This window comes from Geodermatophilus chilensis, assembly GCF_002802985.1.
Taxonomy (GTDB): domain Bacteria; phylum Actinomycetota; class Actinomycetes; order Mycobacteriales; family Geodermatophilaceae; genus Geodermatophilus; species Geodermatophilus chilensis.
Genome location: NZ_NVPT01000066.1, coordinates 1 through 22497 on the forward strand (window position 1 = coordinate 1; position 22497 = coordinate 22497).

The window sequence follows — 22497 nt, forward strand, 5'->3', positions numbered from 1 at the left end:
GCTGCTGGCCGCGCAGTCCCGCGGGCACCGGCCGTTCGAGCGGGTGATCACCGGCCTGCTGCTGGTCATCGGGCTGGGCTTCGGCTACACGCTGGTCGGTCCCGGCCGCGCGGTCGGCCGTGTCGGGACGCCGGGCGAAGTCCTCGAACGTGCGGCGCGTGCCCGGCGGCAGCAGGTCGGCGACCTCGGCCTTCGCCACGGGCTCCAGCCGGGCGCTGCAGGCGGTGCAGCGGGTCAGCGGGGCCAGCCGCGGTGCGAACCGGTCGAGGACGTCGACCAGCTGGTCGTCGGGCCGGCTGCCCCGCACCAGCGCGCCGCGCACGCCCCGGCGCATGAGCAGGCCGCGGTCCTGGGTGAGCAGCACGCGGTCCTCGGCGGCGGAGCGTGCGGCGAGGTCGGCGTCCTCGGCGTCGTTGGACCAGGCGGCGTCCAGGCCGAGCAGCCGCAGCCGGCGGGCCAGCGTGCCGAGGCCGACGTCGAGCAGGAAGCCGCCGGGCGGCACCGGCTGCGGCCGGGGGACGACGGCCACGTCCACCACGCTGCCCGGTCCCGGCCGCGCGGTCGGCCGTGTCGGGACGCCGTCCAGCCGCAGCTCGCCGACCTCGGTCAGCGGCACCCCCGCGGCCTGGACGACGTGCCCGACCGTGGCGTCCGGGTCGTGCCCCAGCCGCCGCTCCCGCGCCGCCCGGTCCCGCGGGCGCAGCAGGAAGGCCAGCTCCGGCACGACCCGGACGACGACGCCCCCCGGGTCGCCTTCCGCGCGCGGGAGGCGACCCGGGGGCGCGTCGGCTGTCATCAGGCGACGACGCGGAGCGTCTCCAGCGACGGGTCGGCGGCGTCCGGGACCAGCATCCCCGCCTGCACCCTGGAGTGGTCCATGGGCACGCCCTACCCGATCGCCCAGGCCAAATCCTTGAAGTCTCAAACAAACGCCTGCACACTGGACGGCGCCGTCCCCCCACCGAGGAGTCAGCCGTGCCTGTCCAGCGCCTCAACCACGCCGTCCTCTACGTCCGGGACGTGGAGCGCAGCCTCGCCTTCTACCGCGACGTGCTCGGGTTCCGGGTGAAGACCGAGATCCCCGGTGCCGCGGTGTTCCTGCAGGCCGAGGGATCGACCAACGACCACGACCTGGGGCTGTTCCAGGTCGGCGCCGGCGCCGGGGCGTCCGAGGCCGGCCGCCGCACGGTCGGCCTCTACCACCTGGCCTGGGAGGTTGACACGCTCGCCGAGCTCACCCGCGTCCGCGACGCGCTGCTGCAGGCCGGCGCGCTGGTCGGGGCCTCCGACCACGTGACCACCAAGGCCCTCTACGCCCAGGACCCCGACGGGCTGGAGTTCGAGGTCTCGTGGCTGGTCCCGGCCGCGCTGATCACCCCGGAGCTCACCGAGGGCGCGCCGATGACCGCCCCGCTGGACCTCGACCGCGAGATCGCCCGCTACGGGGCCGGCACCCGGGGCGGCGTGGGGGTCTCCGTCCCCGCGTGATCGTCCGACGCACGACGAGCTGATCCGGGGCCGGCTCGCCGACGACCCCACGCCGGACCCCAGCAGCCGCAGGTGACCGCCGCCCCTGATCGCCGCTCGCGCGCGGGAGGCGATCAGGGGTTGACGTCGACCGACTCTGACATCTGAGATGTCAGCCGTGGCCCTGGCTCCCGTCCCCCGCGTCCTGCTGCGGGACGTCGCGCTCGAGCGCATCCGTGCGGCGATCGTCTCCGGGGACCTCCAACCCGGCGCGGTGGTGAAGGACGCCGAGCTGGCCGCGCGTCTCGGGCTGTCGGTCGCCCCCGTGCGCGCCGCGCTGGCCCGGCTGGCCGACGAGGGGCTGGTCGAGGCCAAGCCGCAGAGCCACACCCGGGTGACGCCGCTGCGGGTGCGCGACGTCCGCGACGCCGCCGTCGTCGTCCGGGCGATGCACGAGCTCGCCACGCGGGAGGCCGTGCCCGCGGTGACCCCGGACGACGTCGCCGCCATGCGCGCGGCCAACGAGCGGTTCGCCGCCGCGGTGCGGGCCGGGGACGTCGACGCCGCCCTCGCCGCCGACGACGACCTGCACGGCGTGCTGCTCGCCCGCTGTGGCAACGCCGCGCTCACCGCGACCGTCGAGCGCCTCACCCCCGCCGTCCGCCGGCTGGAGCGCCGGCGCTTCGCCGCGGCGCACGGCGCGGAGTCCGTCGAGCTGCACGACCGCCTGATCGCCGCCTGCGCGCGCTCCGACGTCGACGCCGCCGTCGTCACCACGACCGAGATCTGGACGGCGCTGCTGTCCGAGCTGGAGGAGACCCCTGATGGCACTGTCTGACCACCCCCGGTACCCGCTGCTGTTCGGGCCCTCCCCAGTGCACCGGCTCGACCGGCTCACCGAGCACCTCGGCGGCGCGGCCGTCTGGGCCAAGCGCGAGGACGTGAACTCCGGCATCGCCTTCGGCGGCAACAAGACCCGCAAGCTGGAGTACCTCGTCGCCGACGCCCTCGCGCAGGGCTGCGACACGCTCGTCTCGATCGGCGGCGTGCAGAGCAACCACACCCGCCAGGTGGCGGCGGTGGCCGCCCGGGTCGGGCTGCGGTGCGTGCTCGTGCAGGAGAGCTGGGTGGACTGGCCCGACGCCGTCTACGACAAGGTCGGCAACATCCTGATCAGCCGGCTGGCCGGGGCCGACGTCCGGCTGGTGAAGGCCGGGTTCGGCATCGGGTTCAAGGAGAGCTGGGAGGCCGCGCTCGCCGAGATCGAGGCGCGCGGCGGCAAGCCCTACGCCATCCCGGCCGGGGCGAGCGACCACCCGCTGGGTGGGCTCGGTTTCGCCGGCTGGGCGGAGGAGGTCGCCGCCCAGGAGGCCGAGCTGGGCGTCTTCTTCGACACCGTCGTCGTCTGCTCGGTCACCGGCTCGACGCAGGCGGGCATGGTCGCCGGCTTCGCGAAGCTGGAGGAGGACGGCGCCCGCCCGCGGCGGGTCCTCGGCGTCGACGCGAGCGCCCGGCCCGCCGAGACCCGCGACCAGGTGCTGCGGATCGCCCAGCGCACCGGGCGGCTGATCGGCCTGCGCCGCGAGCTCACCCTCGACGACGTGGAGCTCGACGAGCGATACCACGCGGGGGTCTACGGCATCCCAGACGCCGCCACGATCCGCGCCATGGAGACCGCCGCCCGCACCGAGGGCATGGTCACCGACCCGGTGTACGAGGGGAAGTCGATGGCCGCGACCATCGACCTCATCGGCCGCCGCGAGATCGACCCGTCGTCCACCGTGCTCTACGCCCACCTCGGCGGGCAGCCCGCGCTCAACGGCTACAGCGCGCTGTTCTCCTGAGCGGCTCCGGGCCCGGATCGCCTTCCGCGCGCGAGGGGCGATCCGGGCTCAGAGGGAAGCGGCGAGCTCCCGGCCCTCCAGGGCCGCGCGCAGGTCGGCCCGCCACGGCGCGAGCCCGGTCCCCGCGAGGACGACGTCCCGCACGAAGGCGTGCCAGACGGGGGCCCGGCGCACCATGCTGTGCCCGCCGGTGATCGTGAACCGGGCGATCCGCGCGCCGGCCCGCTCCGCACGGACGGCGAAGTCCGCGGACAGCGCCGCCGGTACCCAGCGGTCGCCGCGGCCGTGCAGCATCGCGACGGTCTGCCCGCGCAGGTGCTCGACCGGCTCACCCGGCGGGGTCCACGGCGCCAGCGCGCAGACCGCCCGCACCGAGGCGTCGTCCCCGGCGCGCAGCACCGCCCGGCCGCCCATCGAGTGCCCGACCAGCACCACCGGGACGTCGTCCCCGTGTCGTTCCCGCAGCTCGCCCAGAGCCCACCGGACGTCGGCGTGCGCGTCGGCGGCCACCCCGTTCCAGCCGGCCACCCGATAGCGCAGCACGTAGGTGTCCAGGCCCCGGTCGGCGGCGGAGGCGCGCACGAACTGCTCGATGGTGCGCATCCGCAGCAGCGACAGCGCCCGCTCCTTGGGCGGCTGCACGCTGGCCACGGTGCCGCCGTGGCAGAAGACGGCGAGCGCCCGGGTCGGCCCCGCGGCCGGCTGGTGGTCCAGGCCCGGGCGCCCGCCGCCGGTGGTCACCGGCGCCGGCGCCCGCCGCGGAGCGTCGCGCGGGCGCGGTCGCCGAGGTCGCCGGCCTTGTACAGCGCGCGGGTCACCGGGGTCGAGCCGGTCCGCCTCTCGAGAACCTGCCCGACCCGCCGCAGCAGGCCGGTGGCGAGGGGGACGACGACGGTCAGCAGCAGCCAGGTACGCAGCCGGCTGGTCAGGAAGAGCCACATGATCGGCATCCTGCCCGGATCCGGCGCGGGCAACCGTCGGCGCGTCCGAGCGGGTCCTCATCCCCCTCTCATCCGGGTCGGCCACGCTCCGGTTGTGTCCCCGGTCACTCGCCGACTCCCGTGGCCCGCCGTACCCGTGGCCGTGACGCTCGTCCTCGTTGCGGTCAGCGCCGTGCTCGCGCTCCCGCAGGGCTCGCCGCTCACCACCGAGCGCGGGCAGCTGCGCACCTACCTCGACGTCTTCGACGAGACGAACCTGCCGACCTGGTGGGCGGCGAGCGTGCTGGTCGCCGCGGCGCTGGCCTGCGGGGCGGTCGCGGCGCTGTCCCAGGGGGCCGCCCGGCGGCGGTGGGCGCTGCTGGCCGGGCGGGCGCGGTGCGGATGCTCGACGTGCGGCGCGAGCCGGCCGGCGTGCGGCTCCGGCTGCGCACCGCCGTCCCGCCGTCAGTCCGGGTCGGGCGCGAGACGGACGACCATCTTCCCGACGTTGCCCCCACGTAGCAGGTCCAGGAAGGACGGCACGGCCTGCTCGATCCCCTCGTACACGGTCTCCCGGACGACGAGGTCGCCCGAGCGCAGCCAGCCGGTCACCGTCTCGGTGAACTCCGGGCGGAGGTCGGCGTGGTCGCTGACGAGGAAGCCGCGCAGGGTGAGCCGCTTGCCGACCATCAGCGACATGTTGCGCGGCCCGGGCGGCGGCTCAACGGCGTTGTAGCCGGAGATCGAGCCGCACAGCGCGGCCCGCCCGTGCACCCGCAGCGCGCCGATCGCGGCCTCGAGGTGGTCGCCGCCGACGTTGTCGAAGAAGAGGTCGATCCCGTCGGGTGCCGCCTCGGCCAGCCCCCGCGCCACACCGTCGTGGTGGTCGAAGGCGGCGGTGAAGCCGAGCTCCCGCAGCCAGGCGACCTTCTCGGCCGACCCGGCGCTGCCGATCACGCTGCCCGCGCCGCGCAGCCGGGCGAACTGGCCGACCAGGCTGCCCACTGCGCCGGCGGCCCCGGAGACGTACACGTCGTCCCCCTCGCGGAAGGCGCCGACCCGGAACAGCCCGGCGTACGCGGTCAGCCCCGGCATGCCGAGCACGCCCAGGTACCAGGACGGCGAGACGTCGTCCGCCGCCGGCAGCCGGGTCACCGCGGCGGCGTCGAGGACGGCGGTCTCCCGCCACGCGGCGTCGCTGAGGACCAGCGCCCCTTCCGGCAGCTCGGGCGCGCGCGAGGCGACCACCCGGCCGACGGCGCCGCCCTTCATCACCTCGCCGACCTCCCACGGCGGCGCGTACGACGGGCCCGAGCGCATCCGGCCGCGCATGTACGGGTCGACCGACATCACGACGTTCCGGACGACGACCTGCCCCTCGGCCGGCTCGGGGAGGGGCACCTCGACCAGCCGGAAGTCCTCGGGGGTCGGCTCGCCGTGCGGCCGGGCCGCCAGGTGCCACTCACGCGTCGTCGTCACGGTTCGATCCTGCATCCGCCGAGGTCGGGCCGCCCGGTCGCTGTCCGCGGCCGCCGGTCCTCCTTGCACCCCCGGCCTACGCTCGGAGCATGTTCTTCTCCCGGTTCAAGACCCAGCCGGTGGCAGCCGAGGACGCGCTGCCGGGCCGCCCCACGCCGCTGCCCTCCGTCCCGGAGCTGCACGCGGTCAACGGCAACCGCATCCAGCCGCCGTTCCCGGAGGGCATGCAGACCGCCGTCTTCGGGGCCGGGTGCTTCTGGGGCGTGGAGAAGGTCTTCTGGGAGCAGCCGGGGGTCTACTCCACCGCGGCCGGTTACGCCGGTGGCTACACGCCCAACCCGACCTACGAGGAGGTCTGCTCGGCGCAGACCGGCCACACCGAGGTCGTGCTGGTCGTCTTCGACCCGGCGGTGACCTCCTACGAGCAACTGCTCAAGGTCTTCTGGGAGGACCACGACCCGACGCAGGGCATGCGCCAGGGCAACGACGTCGGCACCCAGTACCGCTCGGCGATCTACTTCTCGGGCCCGGAGCAGGAGGCCGCCGCCCGCGCCAGCCGCGAGGCCTTCCAGCGGCGGCTGACCGCCGCCGGCTACGGCGAGATCACCACCGAGATCGCCCCACTCGGCGACTTCTACTACGCCGAGGACTACCACCAGCAGTACCTGTACAAGGTCCCCAACGGCTACTGCCCGATCCACTCGACCGGCGTCTCCTGCCCGGTGGGCCTCTCCGGCGTCTGAGAGAGGACCCCCTGCCCCCCGCCATGAAAGGACCCTGTCCTCCTCACGCCTCGCACGCTCGGCGCGAGCCTCGGGACAGGGCCGGCGGCGGGACCCTGCAGGGGGCCGATGGCTGATGGCTGATGGCGTGAGCGTGTTCGAAGCACTGCGGCGGGAGCCGGACGTCGAGGCGCCGGACCTGGTCGCCGTCGACGCGACCGACCGGCTACTGCTCGACGAGGCCGCCGACCTGCTCGCCGGGGCCGGTCCCGGTGAGGTCGCCGTCGTCGACGACTCCTACGGCGCGCTGACCCTCGGCGCGGTCGCCACCGGCGCCCGCGACGTCCGGGTGCACCAGGACCTGCTGGTCGGCGAGCTGGCCCTGGCCCGCAATGCCGAGCGCACCGGGCTGACCGGCACGTACCGTTCGCTGCCGCTGGGCCCCGGGCTGGCGGACGGCGTCCGGCTCGTGCTGGCCAAGGCGCCGAAGTCCCTCGACGCGCTGCGCGAGCTCACCGAGGTGGTGGCCGCCTCGGCCGCGCCCGGCGTCACGCTGCTGGTCGGCGGGCGGGTCAAGCACATGACCCACGCGATGAACGACGTCCTGGCCATCGGCTTCACCGACGTCTCCGCCACGCTGGCGCGGCAGAAGTCGCGGGTGCTGGTCGCCCGCGGGTCGAGGCCGGGCGTGACGTCGTCCTTCCCGCGCCGGCAGGAGCACCCCGACCTGGGGCTCACCGTCTGCGCGCACGGCGCCGCGTTCGCCGGCACGAAGGTGGACGCCGGGACGCGCGCCCTGCTCGCCGCGCTGCCGCGAATGGCCCCCGCTGCCCGGACGGCGCTGGACCTCGGCTGCGGCACCGGCGTGCTGGCCACCGCACTCGCGCTCACCCGGCCGGAGCTGACCGTGCTGGCCGGCGACCAGTCCGCGGCGGCGGTGGCCTCGGCAGGGGAGACGGCGGCGGCCAACGGGGTGGCCGAGCGGGTCCGGGTCGTTCGGGACGACGCGGCGTCAAGCGTGCCGGACGCGAGCGTGGACCTCGTCGTCTGCAACCCGCCCTTCCACCTGGGCGCGGCCGTGGTGACCGGTGCGGCCGACCGGCTGTTCGCTGCGGCGGGCCGGGTGCTGCGGCCCGGCGGGCAGCTGTGGTGCGTGTACAACAACCGGCTGCCGCACTGCGCCGCGCTGCGCCGGCTGGTCGGCCCCACCCAGGTCGCCGGGTCGGACCGGCACTTCACCGTCACCGTCTCCACCCGCCGCTGACCGAGGGCCCGACGGCCCTGGCTCGGCGGTCGGAGGCGGGCCATCGTCAGCGGACATGACGACGACCGAGATCCCGCCCGTCGACGCCACCACCGCCCTGGCCGAGCGTCTGTTCGACGGGGTGATCGCCACCCTGGAACTGGCCGCGGTCCACCTGGGCAGCGAGCTGGGCTGGTACCGCGCACTGGCGGAGTCGCCCGCCACCGCTCCCGAGCTGGCCGAGCGCACCGGCACCGCCCCGCGGTACGCCCGCGAGTGGCTGGAGCAGCAGGCCGTGGCCGGCGTCCTCACGGTGGACGACGAGACCGCGGCCCCCGACGAGCGGCGGTACACCCTCCCCGAGGCGCACCGCCCCGTCCTCGTCGACCGCGACGACCTCGCCTACATGCCGCCGTTCGCGCACGCCGCGCTGATCTTCGCCCGCAACGTCCCGCGGCTGCTCGAGGTCTACCGCACCGGCGAGGGGCTCTCCTGGGCAGAGATGGGTGACGCCCGCGACGCCCAGGCCGCCTGCAACCGCGCGTACTTCCTCGGCCCCATGGCGGGACAGGACCTCGCCTCCGTCCCCGAGATCGACGCGGCGTTGCGGGCCGGCGGCCGGGTCGCCGACGTCGGCTGCGGGATGGGCTGGTCGGCCATCGGCATCGCCCGCGCGTACCCGCAGGTCCGCGTCGACGGCTACGACATCGACGAGCCCTCGGTCGAGCAGGCGCGGCGCAACGCCGAGGAGGCCGGCGTCGCCGACCGGATCCGGTTCACCACCGTGGACGCCGCGGCCGCGGGGGAGCAGGGCAGCTACGACCTGGTCACCGCCTTCGAGTGCGTGCACGACCTCGCCGATCCGGTCGGCGTGCTCGCCGCGATGCGCCGGATGGCCCGCCCGGGCGGCACCGTGCTCGTCGTCGACGAGAGGGTCGCCGAGCGGTTCACCGCCCCCGGCGACGCGATCGAGCGACTGATGTACGGCTACAGCGTCACCTGCTGCCTGCCCGACGGGCTCTCCACCCGTCCCTCGGCGGGCACCGGCACGGTGATGCGACCGGCCACGCTGGAGCGTTACGCCCACGAGGCGGGGTTCGCCGGGGTCGACGTCCTCCCCGTGGACAACGAGTTCTTCCGCTTCTACCGGCTGCGCACCGGGGCCTGAGTCGGGCCTCCGGGTCAGGAGGCGCTCGCCCGGCGGCGCACCGGGGGCTGCGACGACCACGGGAAGTCGATCCACCGGTCGGTCCGCCGCCAGACGTAGTCGCATCGCACGACCGACTGCGGCTTCTCGTAGACCACCGCCGTCCGCACCTCGGTCACGTGGCCGGCGCAGAAGTCGCGGACCAGCTCGAGCGTCTTTCCGGTGTCGGCGACATCGTCGGCGACCAGCACCCGCGCGCCGGTCAGGTCGACGACGTCGAGGGTGGGGGGCAGCACCACCGGCAGGTCGAGCCGCTCGTCGACGCCGGTGTAGAACTCCACGTTCATAACGAACAGGTTCTTGACGTCGAGGGCGTAGCCCAGCGCGCCGCCGAGGAACAGCCCGCCACGGGCGATGGAAAGGATCAGATCGGGCTCGAAGCCGTCGGCGGCGACCTGTTCGGCCAGCTCGCGCGCCGCCGTCCCGAAGGACTCGTAGGTCAGCACCTCGCGCTCGTCGCCCACGCCGGTCGATGATGCCAGGAGGGAAAGGCCTGGGCACCGGGGCGGTAGGGCGGGCAGGCTGGCCGCATGACGACCCCGAGCACCCTGCCGCCCGCCGTCCGCCGGGTGCTGCCGTGGCTGCTGCGCTGGTGGGTACTGCAGGCCGTGCTGGCCGTCACCGGACGGCTGGTGGCCCGACGCAAGGACGAGGGCGACGACAGCACGGCCGGCATCCGGCGGGTGGTCGTGGTCGGCGGCGTGGAGCTGCGGCCGGTCAACCCTGAGCTGTCGCGGGTGCGGTTGGACGTGCTGATGGGCGGCGTCCGGCTCGACCTGACCGCGGTGCCCAAGGTGCCCGGCGGGGTGGACCTCACCGTGCGGGCGCTGATGGGTGGGGTGTCGGTGCGAGTGCCGGCCGGCTGGCACGTGTGGGAGAGCTGCCGCGGCGTGGGCGGGGTGGGCGTGGCCGAGGGCACCGACGTCCTGCACACCGACGACGAGCGGGGCGCCGACCTGCGCGTGCACGCCGACCTGCTCCTCGCCGGGGTCGGCATCGAGCGGGTGCCGCAGGACGACAGCTGGGGTCGCTGACCCGGCGCCGCTCGACGGTGTGTGCACGTGTCGCGGTCCCGGAGCTGCGGCGACCGCGATGCGTGCACGAAGCGCGTCACACGGCGCCCCGGCCCGCGGCTCAGCAGAAGCCCGGCGTCCCCAGCCAGGCGACCTCGGCCGGCGGGACGTCGTCGCGCAGCACCGCGCCCTCGATCAACCCGTAGGGCCGGTCCGCGGCCGCGTAGACGGCGTCGGGGTTGTCCAGGCCGAACGCCGAGAGGTCCGCCGGGAAGTGGTGCTTGTTCGGCATCGACAGCCGCACCTCGGCGACGTCCGGACAGCGCTCGAGCACCGCCGCGCCCATCGCGTACAGCGTCTGCTGCAGCGCCATCGAGTGGGTGCCGGCGAAGGCCTCGAGCAGCGCCGTCCGGACGGCGTCGTACGTCGCGTCCCAGTCGAGGTCGGTGCTCGTGTAGCGCCAGCGCGCCGTGACCGCGGTGGCCAGGATGCGCTCGCGGGTCTCGGCCAGCGTCGTGTACCGGTCGCGCGGGAAGCCCCAGAACTCCGAACCGGTGGTCTTGAGGACGACGAGGTCGCGCAGCCCGGCGAGCACGTGCGCGGTGTCGCCGTTCACCGTGACCACCGCCGTCCGCACCTCGCCACCGTCGCGGCGGAAGGCGTGCTCGTGCGGCTGCCCACCGACGGCGATCCGGTCCCAGCCGAACGAGTCGACCGCCACCCGGGCGCCGCTGATCCACGCGTAGGCGCCGGCGAAGTGGCGGGCCAGCCGCAGCGCGAACGCCTCCGGCGAGCCGACGCCGTCCCGGGCGAAGGCGAACACGGTGTTCTTCTGCGTGTCGGTGGTCAGCACGTGGGCGTTGTCGCCGGCGGTGTGCGCGGCGGTGAAGTCGCCGCGCAGGCTGCTGCTGACGTTGAGGTCGACCAGGGTGTGCCGTGGGCTGCTGCGGTCGACCGCGACCACGCGGACCTCCGCCTTGCCGTATTGGTTCGGGCCGAGCCGGATCGCCATGCGCCGCACTGTTGCACGTGGAACAGCGCGGGAGGCGTCGTCCGCGTTCCGGCCGTCAGGAGCCGCGGTAGGTCGAGTAGGCGAACGGGGCCAGCAGCAGCGGCACGTGGTGGTGCTCGGCCGGCTCGCGGACGTCGAAGGCGAGCGCCACCTCGGGGTAGAAGGTCTCCCGCCCCTGGTCGGCGAACCATGAGCCGGTCGAGAACACCAGCCGGTGGGTGCCCCGTGCGGTCGCCCCGTCGACCAGCCGGCAGCGGCCGTCGGCGTCGGTGACCCCCTCGGCGACCAGCTCCTCGCCCGCGAACAGCCGCACGACCATCCCCATCGCCGGCCGCCCGAGCACGGAGTCCAGCACGTGCGTCGAGACACTCATGACACCAGCTCCCGCACCCGCAGCGCGGTGATCTCCGCCAGCTGCCCGATCACCTCGGCGCGCTCGGTCTCCTCGTCGTTGCCAAGCCGGCGACGCAGTTCGGCCAGGAGCTCCTCGGGCGAGCGGCCCGCGGCGCGCACCAGGAACACCCGGTCGAAGCGCTGCTCGTACGCCCGGTTGCCCTCGGCCAGCGCGGCCCGCGTCGCGTCGTCCGCCGAGCCCACCGCGCGCTGCTCCCGCCGGGAGGCCGCGGCCTCCGGCGAAGAGCCCTCGGGCCGGTCGCCGATCCGCGGGTGGACGGCGATCGCCAGCTCGACCTCCTCCCACGGCAGCCCGCGGGCGACCTCCTCGGCGCGGGCGACCAGCGCGTCGACGTCCGGGTAGGGCCGGCCGGCCACCACCTGTGCGGCGAACCGCGGCGCGGCGTTGCACGCCCGCAGGGCCTGGACGGCGCGGTCGGCGGGCTCGGCGTTGAAGTCGTCGAGGGCGGCCATGCGACGAGGATGGCAGCAGTTCCCGGCGATTTCCGCGGAAACCGCCGGGGTGGCAGGGTCGACGGATGCCGCTGCCGGAGGACGTCCTCGCCGAGCTGGACCGGCGGCTGGCGCCGGTCGACGCCGCCCGCGCCGCCGCCTTCCCGGGCGACCGGACGACGCGGCAGCCGGTGCACACCTGCTACGTGCCCGCCGACGCCGTCGTCCCCGGCCTGGCCGCCGCCTGGGGCGCCGCCGCGCTGGCCGCCCTCGACGAGCACGGCCTGCCCGACCTCGGCCTGGACGCAGCCCTGCTCGAGCAGGTGCTGCCCCGGGTGCGCGCCAAGCTCGCCGCCGAGCCGGTCGAGGACCTGCGGGTGGACGCCGAGGACGGCTACCGCGGCCCGCCCGAACGGGAGGACGACGACGTCCGACGCGCCGCCGCGGCCGTGGCCGCCGACCTCGCCGCCGGCACCGCCCCGCCGTCGGTCGGCATCCGGGCCAAGAGCCTCGAGGCCCCGACCCGCCGCCGCGGCATCCACTCCCTCGACCTCTTCCTCGGCGGCCTCTCCACCGCCTTCCGCGCGCGAGAGGCGACCGCGCCCCCGGGCCTATTCACCGCCTTCCGCGCGCGGAAGGCGACCGTCACGCTGCCCAAGGTCACCGACGTCGAGCAGGTGCGGGCGTTCCTGCCGGTGCTCGACGCGCTGGAGGCCGCGCACGGCGTCCTCCTCGACCTCGAGCTGCAGATCGAGACCCCGCAGGCGGTCGTCGGCCCGGACGGCGCGGTGGCCCCCGCCCGGCTGGTGCACGCGGCCGGGCCGCGGCTGACCGGCCTGCACTTCGGCACCTACGACTACAGCGCCGCCCTCGGCATCGCCGCGGCCCACCAGTCCTCCGACCACCCCGCGCTGGACCTGGCCAAGCAGCTGATGCAGGTCGCCGTCGCCGGCACCGGCGCCGTGGCGGTCGACGGCTCGACCAACGTGCTGCCGGTCGGCGACCGTGACCGGGTGCACGCGGCCTGGCGGCTGCACGCCGGCCTGGTGCGCCGGGCCCTGGAGCGCGGGCTCTACCAGGGCTGGGACCTCCACCCGGCCCAGCTGGTCACCCGCTACACCGCCACCTACGCCTTCTTCCGCGCGGCGCTGCCCGCCGCGGCGGCCCGGCTGGCGGCCTGCGTGGAGCGGGTGGACGGCGGGGTGCTCGACGAGCCGGCCACCGCGCGGGCGCTGGCCACGGTCGTGCTGCGCGGCCTGGACTGCGGCGCCGTCGACGAGGCGGAGGTGCGCGCGGCGACCGGCGTCGACCGCACCGCACTGGAGCGACTCGCCGGTCGGACCGCTGTCCCGGACCGAGGGGACGGCGGCACCGCCGAGCCACTTACCATCCCCTCGTGATGCCCCGTCCGGAGCCGAGCGCGCGAGGAAGCTCGGTGACCGACGAGGCGGCTGACGCAGCGCTCCTGCCGATGGACGTCCGGGTCGGTGCGGCTGACTGGGCCGGGACGCCGGTGGGCCCGGCGGACGCCTGGCCGCAGGCGCTGCGCACGGCGTTGAGCATCTGCCTGTCCTCGCGGTTCCCGATGCTCGTGTGGTGGGGGCCGGAGCTGACGGTCTTCTACAACGACGCCTACCTGCCGCTGCTCGGCACCAAGCACCCGGCCGCGCTCGGACGCCCCGCGTCCGCGGTCTGGGCCGAGGCATGGGACGCCCTCGGCCCGCTCGCCGAGCAGGTCATGTCGGGCGGGGGTGCGACCTTCTCGCAGGACCAGATGCTGCTGCTGCACCGGCACGGCTACCTGGAGGAGACGTTCTGGACCTTCTCCTACAGCCCGGTGCCCGATGACGAGGACCGGGTCGGCGGGGTCTTCATCGCAGTCACCGACACCACCTCGCGGGTCCTCGGGGAACGCCGGCTGCGGGCGCTGCGCGACCTGGGCGACGTCTCCACCGCCTCCGTGGGCACGGTCGACGAGGCCTGCCGCGCGGCGGTCGCCGTCCTGGGCCGCCACCGCGCTCCCGTGCCCTTCGCGGTGGCGTACCTGCGCACGGACGACGGCGGGCTCCGGCCGGTCGCGTGGTCGGGGGTCGTCCCCGGGACCCCGGTCGCGGAGGGGGTGCTGCCCGGGCCGGAGGCGGACGCCGCGGTCCGCCGGGTCGCCGCCGGCGGGCCCACGGAGGTGATCGGCGGCGTGCGGACGGCGGACGGGTCGTGGTTCGTGCCCGGCCCGGTCGGCGACTCGGCCCCCGACCAGGCCGTCATCCTGCCGATCACCGTGTCCGGGACCGCACAGCCGGTCGGCGTCCTGGTCTGCGGGGTCAACCCGTACCGGGAGCTGGACGCCGACTACCGGGGCTTCTTCGACCTCGTGGGCGGGCACGTGTCGACCGCCGTCACCGATGCCTCGGCCTACCTGGCCGAGCGCCGCCGGGCCGAGGCGCTGGCCGAGCTGGACCGGGCCAAGACCGACTTCTTCAGCAACGTCAGCCACGAGTTCCGCACCCCCCTGACGCTCATCGCCGGCCCGGTGGCCGAGCTGCGCGCCACCCCGGCCGCGGCGGCCGACCCGCGGCTGCGCGAGGAGCTCGAGGTGATCGAGCGCAACGCCCAGCGGCTGGGCAAGCTGGTCAACACCCTGCTCGACTTCTCCCGGATCCAGGCCGGCCGCATCGACGCCCGCTTCGAGCCGGTCGACCTCGCCGCCGCCACCGCCGAGCTGGCCAGCGTCTTCCGCTCCGCCGTCGTCCGCGCGGGGCTGACCTTCACCGTCGACTGCCCCCCGCTGGACGCGCCGGTGCACGTCGACCGCGACATGTGGGAGAAGGTCGTCCTCAACCTGCTCTCCAACGCGCTGAAGTTCACCTTCACCGGCGGCATCACCGTCCGGCTGCGGCAGGAGGACGGCGGCGCGCGGCTGACCGTCAGCGACACCGGCACCGGCATCCCGGCCGACGAGCTGCCCCGCCTGTTCGAGCGCTTCCACCGGGTGGCCTCCGCCCGCGGCCGCTCGGGCGAGGGCAGCGGCATCGGCCTGGCGATGGTCCGCGAGCTCGTCGTCCTGCACGGCGGCGACATCGACGTCGAGAGCACCCCGGGCGCCGGGACGACGTTCACCGTCACGCTGCCGATGGGCACCGCCCACCTGCCCGCCGACCGGCTGGCCGAGCCGGCTCCGGACGCGCCCGCGGTCTCACCCGCCGCCGTCCCGTTCGTCACCGAGGCGGTGCGCTGGCTGCCCGGTGGGGACGGCGCGCCCGGCGCCGAGCCGCCGTCCACGGGCCCGGGCCGGGCCGCGGTCTCCGGGCGGGTGCTGGTCGCCGACGACAACGCCGACATGCGGGAGTACCTGCTGCGGCTGCTCGGCCCGCACTACGACGTCCGCGCGGTCGCCGACGGGCAGCAGGCGCTCGAGGCGACGCTGGCCGACCCGCCGGACCTGGTCGTCAGCGACGTGATGATGCCCGGGCTCGACGGCATGGGGCTGCTCGCGGCCCTGCGCGCCGAGCCGCGCACCGCCCGCGTCCCGGTCGTGCTGCTCTCGGCCCGCGCCGGCGAGGAGGCCGCCGTCGAGGGCCTGGCCGCCGGCGCCGACGACTACCTGGTCAAGCCGTTCTCCGCGCAGGAGCTGCTGGCCCGCGTCGGCGCGCACCTGGAGCTCGGCCGGGCCCGTCGCGCCGCGGAGGAGCAGTTCACCGCGATGGCCGACCTGGCACCGGCCCTCATCTGGGTGGCCGACCCCGACGGACGGCGGGTCTTCGTCAACCGGGGCTGGACCGAGTTCACCGGCCGCCCGGCCCGCGAGGAGGTCGGCGACGGCTGGGCGCAGGGCCTGCACCCGGAGGACCGCGACCGTTACACCGAGGTCGTCACGGCGGCGACCGCCCACCGGGAGGGCTGGGAGGTCGACGTCCGGCTGCGCCGCGCCGACGGCACGTACCACTGGCTGCTGGAGCGGGCCGCGCCGATCGGGGCCGGTGAGACGTTCGCCGGGTACGTCGGGAGCTGCACCGACATCAACGCCCGGACCCGCGAGACGGCGCGGCAGACGCTGCTCGCCGAGGTCGGCACGGCGCTGGACCGGGAGACCACCGTCGACGGTCAGCTCGGCGCGCTGGCCCGGCTGCTGGTCGAGGCCCGGCTGGCCGACCTGTGCAGCGTGCGGTTCCTGGAGGACGACGGCCGGCTGCGCTTCGCCGGCATCGCGGGCCTGGACCGGGCCAGCGAGGACGCGATCGCCTCCCTGGACCCGCACAGCGGGCTCAGCCTGCGGGTGCTGGAGACCGGCGCGTCGGTGCTGGGCGAGCAGCTGACCTGGCCGCCCCCGCCGGATCAGGACGGGGCGGGCTGGCCGCTGGCCGAGCTCTCGGCGATCGCCGTCCCGCTCGCCGTCCGCGGCGTGCTCCGGGCGGTGCTGGTGCTCGGCCGGCACAGCGAGGCGCCGCCGTACGACGACGACGACCGGGTGCTGCTCGAGGAGGTCGCCGGCCGGGCCGCCCTGGCGGTCGACAACGCGGTGCTGCTCGCCGAGGAGCGGGCCGCCGCCCAGCGGCTGGCGCTGCTGCAGCGGGCGACCGCCGAGCTGTCCGCCGCGACCACCCCGCTGGAGGTCGCTGAGGTGGCCGGCGGGCACGTCCGCGCGCTGACCGGCCCGGGCAGCCGGGTGGCGGTCTACGAGGTCGACCCCTCGCACCGGGCGCTGTCCGCGCTGGCCATCGACGGGGGCAGCCCGGCCGGTCTGGAGATGTGGCGGACGCTGCCGATGTCGACCCCGGTGGTGGCCACCACGGCCGTCACCGAACGGCGTCCGGTCTGGGTGGAGGACGTCACCGCGCTGCCCCCGGCCGACCGCGCGCTCCCTCCCGAACTGGCCGCGTCGGCGCGGGACTTCGGGCTGGCCGCGGTGGTGGCGCTGCCGCTGACCGTGGCCGGCCGGGTGGTCGGCGTGCTGTCGGTGGCCTGGTCCGAGGTGCAGCGCTTCTCCGCCACCGACCGGGCGATGCTGCTCGCCGTCGCCGAGCAGTGCGCGCAGGCCCTCGACCGCGCCCGGCTGTACCGGGCCGAGCGGGGCATCGCCGAGACGCTGCAGTTGAGCCTGCTGCCGGCGCAGCTGCCGGCCCTCGAGCGGCTGGCGCTGGCCGCGCACTACCTGCCCGGCGCCGAGGGCAGCCAGGCCGGCGGCGACTGGTACGACGTCGTCGAGCTCGCCGACCACCGGATCGCGATCGCCGTCGGGGACGTCGTCGGCCAGGGGCCGGCCGCCGCTGCGGTCATGGGTCAGCTGCGCAGCGCGCTGTCGGCCGCCCTGCTGCAGGGCTGCCGCCCGGCGGAGGCCCTGGAGCTGCTGGACCGCTTCGCCGCCCGGCTGCCCGGCGCGCTGGCCTCCACCGCCGCCTGCCTGGTCGTCGACGGCGCGGCCGGCACGGTCTGCTGGGCCCGCGCCGGGCACCCGCCGGCGCTGCTGGTGACCTCCGACGGCGCCCGACTGCTCGACGGTGCCGGGTCCGGGACGGTCCTCGGCGCGCCGGGACGTCGGCCCTACAGCGAGGGCACCGTTGACATCGCCCCCGGGGCCACCCTGCTGCTCTACACCGACGGTCTCGTGGAGCGCCGCGGCGAGGTCCTCGACGACGGGCTGGAGCGGGTCCGGGCGGCGGCCGCCCGGCACGCCGCGGCCGATCCGGTCGGCCTGACCGGGCAGCTGCTCGCCGAGGTCCTCGCCGACGCCGACCAGCCCGACGACGTCGCGCTCATCGCCGCCCGGCTGGTGCCGGAGCCGCTGGCCGAGCGACTGCCCGCCGACCCCCGCCGGCTGTCCCGCGTCCGGCGGGCCGTGACGGCGTGGGCGGCGGCGGCCGGGCTGCCCGACGACACCGCCGAGGACCTGCAGCTGGCGCTGGGCGAGGCGCTGGCCAACGCGGTCGAGCACGCCTACGCCGCCTCTCCCGACGACGGCGAGTGCAGCTACCGGGTGGCCCGCGAGGCCGACGGCGGCGTGCGGGTCGAGGTGCGCGACTCCGGCGTCTGGCGGCCACCGCCGGCCGACCGCGGTCACCGCGGGCGCGGCCTGGAGCTGATCGACGCGCTGGGCGCCGACGTCGAGGTGGTGCACGCCCCGGGGGTCGCCGGCACCACGGTCCGCTTCCGGATGGCACCCGCCGTCCCCCGGTCGACGGCCCACCCCGCGCGCACGCCGACGCCCCCCTCGGGGGACGGCGGGGCCAGCGTGGTCGTGCACGACGAGGCGACCGGGCCGCGCCTGGAGGTGCACGGCGAGGTCGACCTGGCCACCGCGGCGCGGGTCCGCCAGCAGGTGCTCGCCCGGCTCGACCAGCTCGCCCCAGGGTCGGCCGCGACGCTGGACCTCCGGCCGACCGGTTACCTGGCCAGCGCGGGGGTCGGGCTGGTTCTCGAGGCGGCGGCGCGGGCGCGGCGGGCCGGCGTCGAGCTCCGGGTGGCGATCGGGCCCGGGACCCCGCCGGCGCGGATACTCGCGCTGGCGGGGGTCGGCGACGCGGTGGCAGGTGCGCCGGTGGAGCCGTCCACGTGACGACGCCGCACCCGGCACCCCGCGCGCAACGGGGGATTGACGTGTACGAGGATGAGCCCGCAGCCGGCGGGGTGTTCCGGCCGGAGGGAGGACCGGACGAGGTGGACCGAGCTGTGGGTGGGCGCGGAGGGCCTGTGCCGCGCCCGCGCAGCGGGACCGCGTCCCCGGTCCGGACACGGCACGCCGCCGCGGTGGTGCGCGGGGAGTCCGACCTCCTGGCCCTGGCCCTGCCCTTCCTCGACGCCGGGCTGCGCGCCGGGGACGTCGTCGCGCTGACCTGCCCGCCCGAGGTCGCGGCGCTGCTGTGCGAGGAGCTCGGGGAGCGCGCCGAGCAGGTCCGCAACGACCTGCAGCTGAGCCTGCTGGGGGCCCGCGGGCCCGACGCACTGGCGCGCGTCCGGCGGACCGCCGAGCAGGCGGCCGGTCGCCAGCTGCGCATCTTCTCCCTGGTGGACTTCGGACCCACCCCCGCCGGCTGGCGCGAGGGGGCGCGGTTCGAGTCGGTGGCCAACCGGATGCTGCAAGACCTGCCGCTGGACTACCTGTGCGTCTACGACCGGCGCCGGCTGCCCGCTGCCGTCGTCGAGACCGCCACCGCCACCCACCCGTACCTCGTGGCCGAGGGCGCCTGGGCGCCGAGCCCGGCCTACCGCGACCCGGCCGACTACCTGCCCGGCCTGCCCTGGCCACGCGAGCCCGTCGAGGACACGGCCCCGGTGCTCGCCCTCGACGACGCCCCGAGCCTGGTCGCGCTGCGGCACGCGATCGGCCGGGTCCTCACCGCGCGGGTCCCCGACCGCGACCAGCGGGAGGACCTGCACCTGGCCGCCGCCGAGGTCGTCGCCAACGCCTTCCGGCACGGCGTCCGGCCGGTGTCGGCGCGGATGTGGACCGACGGCGACCGGCTGGTCTGCGCGATCACCGACTCCGGGCGCTCCTTCGCCGACCCGCTGGCCGGCTTCCGGCCCGCCCACGGCACCGACCTCGGCCGCGGCGGCATGGGCCTGTGGCTGGCCCGCAAGCTGTGGGACTCGGTCGACCTGCTACCCGGTCCCGACGGGCTCACCGTCCGGCTCAGCACCCGCCTGCGCCCGGCTTGACGCCGCCGATACCTCACTGCTGAGGTATCGGCGTGGGGGACGCCGTCGACCAGATCCTGGCCCAGTGGGGCCGGGAGCGGCCCGACCTCGACTGCAGCCCGATGGGCGTCGTCGGGCGCATCTCCCAGCTGCAGCGCGAGGTCTACCTGGCCCAGCGCGCCACCTTCGCCCGCCACGGCCTCGACGTCCCCTCGTTCGACGTGCTCGCTGCGCTGCGCCGAGCCGGGGCCCCGTACCAGTTGACCCCCACCGCGCTGATGCGGACCGCGCTGGTGACCTCGGGTGCGATCACCCAACGGCTGGACCGGCTGGAGGAGAAGGGGCTGATCATCCGCGAGCGCAGCGAGGCCGACGGGCGGGCCGTCGTCGTCACGCTGACCGAGGCCGGCCGGGCGGCGCTGGACGCCGCGCTGCCCGACCACCTGGAGACCGAGCGCCGGCTGCTGGCCGGGCTCTCCGGCGACGACCTCGAGACCCTCGCCGGCCTGCTGCGCCGCCTCCTGGTCGCCCTCGGCCGCGTCCCCTGACAGGCGATTTCCGCGGAAATGGCCGCTCAGGCGACCCCGGGGACGTCGTCCGGGGTGAGGTCGGGGCGCAGCCGCACGAAGCGCAGCGGGTGGCGGAAGACGCCGGCCTGCAGCGCGGCGTCCGCGCTGACCTCGACGACGACGTCCGGGCGCACGCGGGTGAGCGGCACCGACAGCCGGCCGCCACCGAAGGCGCCGGTGCCGATCCGCTCCGGCCACGGGTGCTCCGGCCCGGCGGGGGTGAGGACGGCGGCCAGCTCGGCGGACTGCGCGGGCGAGAGCGGGCTGGTCCGGCCGACGACGACGAGTTCGCCGTCCCGGTACCGCCCGGCCACCAGCTGGCTCGGCCGCTCGACCGGCCCGATGATGCCGCCGGCGAGCACCTCTGTGGTCTCCCAGGACTTCACCTTCAGCCACTCCCGGCGGCCGGGTGCGTACCGGGTGGCGGCGCCCTTGGCGACGAGCCCCTCGACCCCGGCGGGGCGGAAGTCGGCCGACCATCGGCGGGCCTCGGCGGGGTCGGTGGTGACCGGCGAGAGCTGCATCGGCGGGGCCCAGCGGGCGGCGAGCTCCTCCAGCGCGGCCCGCCGCTCGCGCAGGCGGCGGCCGCGCAGGTCAGCGCCGCCGAGGGCCAGCAGGTCGAAGGCGACGTAGGAGGCCGGCGCGGCGGCGACCAGCGTCCCGATCCGGCCGCCGGCGGCGGCCATCCGCTGCTGGAGCAGCCCGAAGTCCAGCCGCGAGCCGTTCCAGACGACGACCTCGCCGTCGAGCACCGTGCCCGGCGGCACCTGGGCGACGGCCGCGGCGACGACGTCCGGGAAGCGGGACGACAGGTCGCGGCCCTGCCGCGACCAGACCCGGGTGGTGCCGCCGGTGCGGACCACGACCAGCCGGTAGCCGTCCCACTTGGGCTCGTAGAGGACGCCGCCGGGCAGCGCGTCGGCCCGCGGGAGGTTGCGCACCGGCTTGGCCAGCGCCACCGCGACCGGCCCGGCCAGCTCGGGCGGCACGTCGGGCAAGCCGGGCACGGACAGCGGCACGACGGTCAGCCTGGGGGCTCCCGGCCGCGCGCGCCGGTCGCTTGGCTGCTGGTTCACCCCTTCGTGGCAGTGGAAGGACCCTGCTGCCCCCGCCGCTCGCGAGCTCGCGGCGGGACCCTGCAGCAGGGCCGGCCGGCAACGGCGGGGTACCAAGGAGGGTGATGACCGAGCGCAAGCCCCCGGGGATGTCCTTCGAGACCTGGATCGACCACCAGATCACCCAGGCACAGGAGCGCGGGGCGTTCGAGGGGCTCGGGGGCACCGGCCGGCCGCTGCCGCGCCGGGACAAGGAGCAGACCAGCTACGAGTGGGCGCTGGAGTGGGCGCGCCGCCAGCAGGCCGACCCGAAGGACCTGCTGCCACCCGGCATGGCGCTGCGCCGTGAGCGGGAGGACCTCGCGCTGCGGGTGCCACAGCTGCCCAGCGAGGCCGCGGTGCGGGCGACGGTGGCCGAGTTCAACGCCCGGGTGGAGGCGCACTGGCGGCGTCCGGCGGACGGGCCCGACGCCGTCCCCGGCGTGGCCGACGAGGACGCCCTCGTGCGGCTCTGGCACGCCACCCGCCCGCCGCCGTCCGCCCCGGAGCCGGCCGCGCCGCCGCCGGTACCGGAGCGCGGCCGCTGGTGGCGCCGTCGCCGTTCGCCGCGGGCGTAGCGGCCGGGCGCATCCGCCCCGGAGCGGCCGGGTAGGTGAGCGACCCCGAGATGAGGAGGTCGCCATGACCGAGGTACCGGGCACCGACCGCGACGAGGCGCGCGAGAACGTCCTGCACGAGACACCGCTGGTCCCCGAGGACGTCGAGGGCGCCGGGGACGACGACCCGCGCAGCACGGACGATCCCAGCTACGGCGGCGACGAGGGCCAGGCCGGCGACGAGGCCAAGCCGCCGGCCGGCAGCACCGAGTTCGGCACCCCCTGAGACCGGGTCAGCGGAGGACCCGGCGCATCACCCACCGCGGCCTGCCACCGCTGCGACCGGTGGTCGGCGCCGCCCGCTCGAACGCGGCGCGCTCGAACAGGTCGACGGTGCCGACGTAGCCGGAGATCACGTCGACCCGGGCGCCGGCGGTCTCCACCGGATACCCCTCCACGACCTCGGCGTCGTGGGCCGCCGCGTGGTCGACCGCGCCACTGAGCAACCGGTGCATCAGCCCGTGCCGGCGGAAGCCGGCCCGGACGACGAAACAGACGGCCACCCAGGCGTCGCGGTCGTCGAGCACCGGGATGGTCCGCGAGTTGAGCAGCCGCCGGTAGCTGCCGCGTGGCGCGATGGAGCACCAGCCGGCCACGACGTCGTCGACGTAGACCAGCACCCCCGGCCCCGGTTCGGTGGCGCACTCCGCCCGCATGTACTCGGGTCGCTCCCGGGCGGGGACGCGGCTGTCGCGGTAGGCCATGCACCAGCACCCCTCGGCGTCGGGGCGCTGGGTGCCGACCACGGTGGCGAAGTCCTCGAAGCGCCCGTGGGCGGGGCGAACCGCGATCGTCGGCTCGTGGTCGGTCGGGTACCGGGGTCTCCGAGCCACGG

General features: G+C 76.2%; 23 protein-coding genes. 13 read left to right on the forward strand and 10 right to left on the reverse strand.

The window, feature by feature from the left end; all coding sequences use genetic code 11:
* Window positions 1-796 (reverse strand): Mut7-C RNAse domain-containing protein (locus CNO22_RS12795; RefSeq protein WP_157936930.1); only part of this gene is annotated, 796 nt, incomplete at its 3' end.
* A gap of 179 nt (window positions 797-975) precedes the next feature.
* Between CNO22_RS12795 and CNO22_RS12800 the strand changes: the two genes are divergently transcribed.
* From CNO22_RS12800 to CNO22_RS12810, 3 genes are all read left to right on the forward strand, one after another.
* On the forward strand, window positions 976-1488 hold the full coding sequence (locus CNO22_RS12800) for a VOC family protein (RefSeq protein WP_100499735.1): 513 nt from the start codon (window positions 976-978) through the stop codon (window positions 1486-1488).
* Between the two features lie 157 nt (window positions 1489-1645).
* Window positions 1646-2305 (forward strand): GntR family transcriptional regulator, encoded by a 660-nt coding sequence (locus CNO22_RS12805; RefSeq protein WP_198588297.1) that lies wholly within the window; start codon window positions 1646-1648, stop codon window positions 2303-2305.
* Window positions 2292-3311 (forward strand): 1-aminocyclopropane-1-carboxylate deaminase, encoded by a 1020-nt coding sequence (locus tag CNO22_RS12810; protein ID WP_100499737.1) that lies wholly within the window; start codon window positions 2292-2294, stop codon window positions 3309-3311. The genes CNO22_RS12805 and CNO22_RS12810 overlap by 14 nt, the downstream gene beginning before the upstream one ends.
* Window positions 3312-3359: 48 nt before the next feature.
* On the opposite strand, the gene CNO22_RS12815 is transcribed toward CNO22_RS12810, so the two are convergent.
* From CNO22_RS12815 to CNO22_RS12825, 3 genes are all read right to left on the reverse strand, one after another.
* On the reverse strand, window positions 3360-4052 hold the full coding sequence (locus CNO22_RS12815) for an alpha/beta hydrolase (protein WP_100499738.1): 693 nt from the start codon (window positions 4050-4052) through the stop codon (window positions 3360-3362).
* Entirely contained in the window at window positions 4049-4252 is a 204-nt protein-coding gene (locus CNO22_RS12820) for a hypothetical protein (RefSeq protein ID WP_100499739.1), read from the reverse strand. Before CNO22_RS12820 ends, CNO22_RS12815 begins: the two co-directional genes overlap by 4 nt.
* A gap of 444 nt (window positions 4253-4696) precedes the next feature.
* A complete protein-coding gene (locus CNO22_RS12825) occupies window positions 4697-5710 on the reverse strand; it encodes an NADP-dependent oxidoreductase (RefSeq protein WP_232806995.1) in 1014 nt (337 codons plus the stop codon).
* An 89-nt stretch (window positions 5711-5799) separates the two neighbouring features.
* Between CNO22_RS12825 and msrA the strand changes: the two genes are divergently transcribed.
* The 3 genes from msrA to CNO22_RS12840 all read left to right on the forward strand — a co-directional run bounded on the left by msrA (window position 5800) and on the right by CNO22_RS12840 (window position 8843).
* Window positions 5800-6453: a peptide-methionine (S)-S-oxide reductase MsrA gene (msrA, locus tag CNO22_RS12830; protein WP_100499741.1), complete on the forward strand. Its 654-nt coding sequence runs from the start codon at window positions 5800-5802 to the stop codon at window positions 6451-6453.
* A gap of 127 nt (window positions 6454-6580) precedes the next feature.
* On the forward strand, window positions 6581-7696 hold the full coding sequence (locus CNO22_RS12835) for a class I SAM-dependent methyltransferase (RefSeq protein WP_232806996.1): 1116 nt from the start codon (window positions 6581-6583) through the stop codon (window positions 7694-7696).
* Window positions 7697-7751: 55 nt separating this feature from the next.
* A complete protein-coding gene (locus tag CNO22_RS12840; RefSeq protein ID WP_100499743.1) occupies window positions 7752-8843 on the forward strand; it encodes a class I SAM-dependent methyltransferase in 1092 nt (363 codons plus the stop codon).
* A 14-nt stretch (window positions 8844-8857) separates the two neighbouring features.
* Here CNO22_RS12840 and CNO22_RS12845 read toward each other — a convergent pair whose 3' ends face one another.
* Complete coding sequence (locus CNO22_RS12845) at window positions 8858-9346, reverse strand: phosphoribosyltransferase (protein ID WP_100499744.1); 489 nt, start codon at window positions 9344-9346, stop codon at window positions 8858-8860.
* Between the two features lie 66 nt (window positions 9347-9412).
* Here CNO22_RS12845 and CNO22_RS12850 point away from each other — a divergent pair, with 66 nt between their 5' ends.
* Complete coding sequence (locus tag CNO22_RS12850; RefSeq protein WP_100499745.1) at window positions 9413-9916, forward strand: hypothetical protein; 504 nt, start codon at window positions 9413-9415, stop codon at window positions 9914-9916.
* A gap of 100 nt (window positions 9917-10016) precedes the next feature.
* Here the strand turns inward: CNO22_RS12850 and pucL are convergent, their stop codons facing one another.
* From pucL to uraD, 3 genes are read right to left on the reverse strand one after another with little or no spacing between them, the layout of a single operon-like run.
* Window positions 10017-10907, reverse strand: a complete 891-nt coding sequence (pucL, locus tag CNO22_RS12855; protein ID WP_100499759.1) for a factor-independent urate hydroxylase — start codon at window positions 10905-10907, stop codon at window positions 10017-10019.
* 55 nt (window positions 10908-10962) lie between these two features.
* Entirely contained in the window at window positions 10963-11280 is a 318-nt protein-coding gene (gene uraH, locus CNO22_RS12860) for a hydroxyisourate hydrolase (RefSeq protein ID WP_100499746.1), read from the reverse strand.
* A complete protein-coding gene (uraD, locus tag CNO22_RS12865) occupies window positions 11277-11774 on the reverse strand; it encodes a 2-oxo-4-hydroxy-4-carboxy-5-ureidoimidazoline decarboxylase (RefSeq protein ID WP_100499747.1) in 498 nt (165 codons plus the stop codon). Before uraD ends, uraH begins: the two co-directional genes overlap by 4 nt.
* A 65-nt stretch (window positions 11775-11839) precedes the next feature.
* On the opposite strand from uraD, the gene CNO22_RS12870 reads away from it, so the two are divergent.
* From CNO22_RS12870 to CNO22_RS12885, 4 genes are all read left to right on the forward strand, one after another.
* Window positions 11840-13153, forward strand: coding sequence for a DUF6986 family protein (locus tag CNO22_RS12870; protein WP_100499748.1), 1314 nt, complete (start codon window positions 11840-11842; stop codon window positions 13151-13153).
* Window positions 13154-13188: 35 nt separating this feature from the next.
* A complete protein-coding gene (locus tag CNO22_RS12875; protein WP_100499749.1) occupies window positions 13189-18303 on the forward strand; it encodes a SpoIIE family protein phosphatase in 5115 nt (1704 codons plus the stop codon).
* A gap of 134 nt (window positions 18304-18437) precedes the next feature.
* The gene (locus CNO22_RS12880; protein ID WP_198588298.1) at window positions 18438-19403 is read left to right on the forward strand and encodes a sensor histidine kinase; all 966 of its coding nucleotides are present in this window, start codon (window positions 18438-18440) and stop codon (window positions 19401-19403) included.
* A gap of 32 nt (window positions 19404-19435) precedes the next feature.
* A complete protein-coding gene (locus CNO22_RS12885; protein ID WP_100499751.1) occupies window positions 19436-19930 on the forward strand; it encodes a MarR family winged helix-turn-helix transcriptional regulator in 495 nt (164 codons plus the stop codon).
* Window positions 19931-19956: 26 nt separating this feature from the next.
* Here CNO22_RS12885 and CNO22_RS12890 read toward each other — a convergent pair whose 3' ends face one another.
* A complete protein-coding gene (locus CNO22_RS12890) occupies window positions 19957-20970 on the reverse strand; it encodes an ATP-dependent DNA ligase (RefSeq protein ID WP_100499752.1) in 1014 nt (337 codons plus the stop codon).
* 161 nt (window positions 20971-21131) lie between these two features.
* On the opposite strand from CNO22_RS12890, the gene CNO22_RS12895 reads away from it, so the two are divergent.
* Window positions 21132-21623: a DnaJ family domain-containing protein gene (locus tag CNO22_RS12895; RefSeq protein ID WP_100499753.1), complete on the forward strand. Its 492-nt coding sequence runs from the start codon at window positions 21132-21134 to the stop codon at window positions 21621-21623.
* Between the two features lie 64 nt (window positions 21624-21687).
* A complete protein-coding gene (locus tag CNO22_RS12900; protein ID WP_100499754.1) occupies window positions 21688-21888 on the forward strand; it encodes a hypothetical protein in 201 nt (66 codons plus the stop codon).
* A 7-nt stretch (window positions 21889-21895) separates the two neighbouring features.
* Here CNO22_RS12900 and CNO22_RS12905 read toward each other — a convergent pair whose 3' ends face one another.
* Window positions 21896-22495, reverse strand: coding sequence for a GNAT family N-acetyltransferase (locus CNO22_RS12905; protein WP_198588299.1), 600 nt, complete (start codon window positions 22493-22495; stop codon window positions 21896-21898).
* Window positions 22496-22497: the final 2 nt, after the last annotated feature.

What these genes read in the sequence shown, in the direction of transcription:
- CNO22_RS12840 (WP_100499743.1), top strand. Translation starts at nt 7,752, where the DNA reads ATGACGACGACCGAGATCCCGCCCGTCGACGCCACCACCGCCCTGGCC.
- CNO22_RS12900 (WP_100499754.1), top strand. Translation starts at nt 21,688, where the DNA reads ATGACCGAGGTACCGGGCACCGACCGCGACGAGGCGCGCGAGAACGTC.
- uraH (WP_100499746.1), bottom strand. Translation starts at nt 11,280, where the DNA reads ATGAGTGTCTCGACGCACGTGCTGGACTCCGTGCTCGGGCGGCCGGCG.
- CNO22_RS12820 (WP_100499739.1), bottom strand. Translation starts at nt 4,252, where the DNA reads ATGTGGCTCTTCCTGACCAGCCGGCTGCGTACCTGGCTGCTGCTGACC.
- CNO22_RS12810 (WP_100499737.1), top strand. Translation starts at nt 2,292, where the DNA reads ATGGCACTGTCTGACCACCCCCGGTACCCGCTGCTGTTCGGGCCCTCC.
- CNO22_RS12850 (WP_100499745.1), top strand. Translation starts at nt 9,413, where the DNA reads ATGACGACCCCGAGCACCCTGCCGCCCGCCGTCCGCCGGGTGCTGCCG.
- CNO22_RS12895 (WP_100499753.1), top strand. Translation starts at nt 21,132, where the DNA reads ATGACCGAGCGCAAGCCCCCGGGGATGTCCTTCGAGACCTGGATCGAC.
- uraD (WP_100499747.1), bottom strand. Translation starts at nt 11,774, where the DNA reads ATGGCCGCCCTCGACGACTTCAACGCCGAGCCCGCCGACCGCGCCGTC.
- CNO22_RS12870 (WP_100499748.1), top strand. Translation starts at nt 11,840, where the DNA reads ATGCCGCTGCCGGAGGACGTCCTCGCCGAGCTGGACCGGCGGCTGGCG.
- msrA (WP_100499741.1), top strand. Translation starts at nt 5,800, where the DNA reads ATGTTCTTCTCCCGGTTCAAGACCCAGCCGGTGGCAGCCGAGGACGCG.
- pucL (WP_100499759.1), bottom strand. Translation starts at nt 10,907, where the DNA reads ATGGCGATCCGGCTCGGCCCGAACCAATACGGCAAGGCGGAGGTCCGC.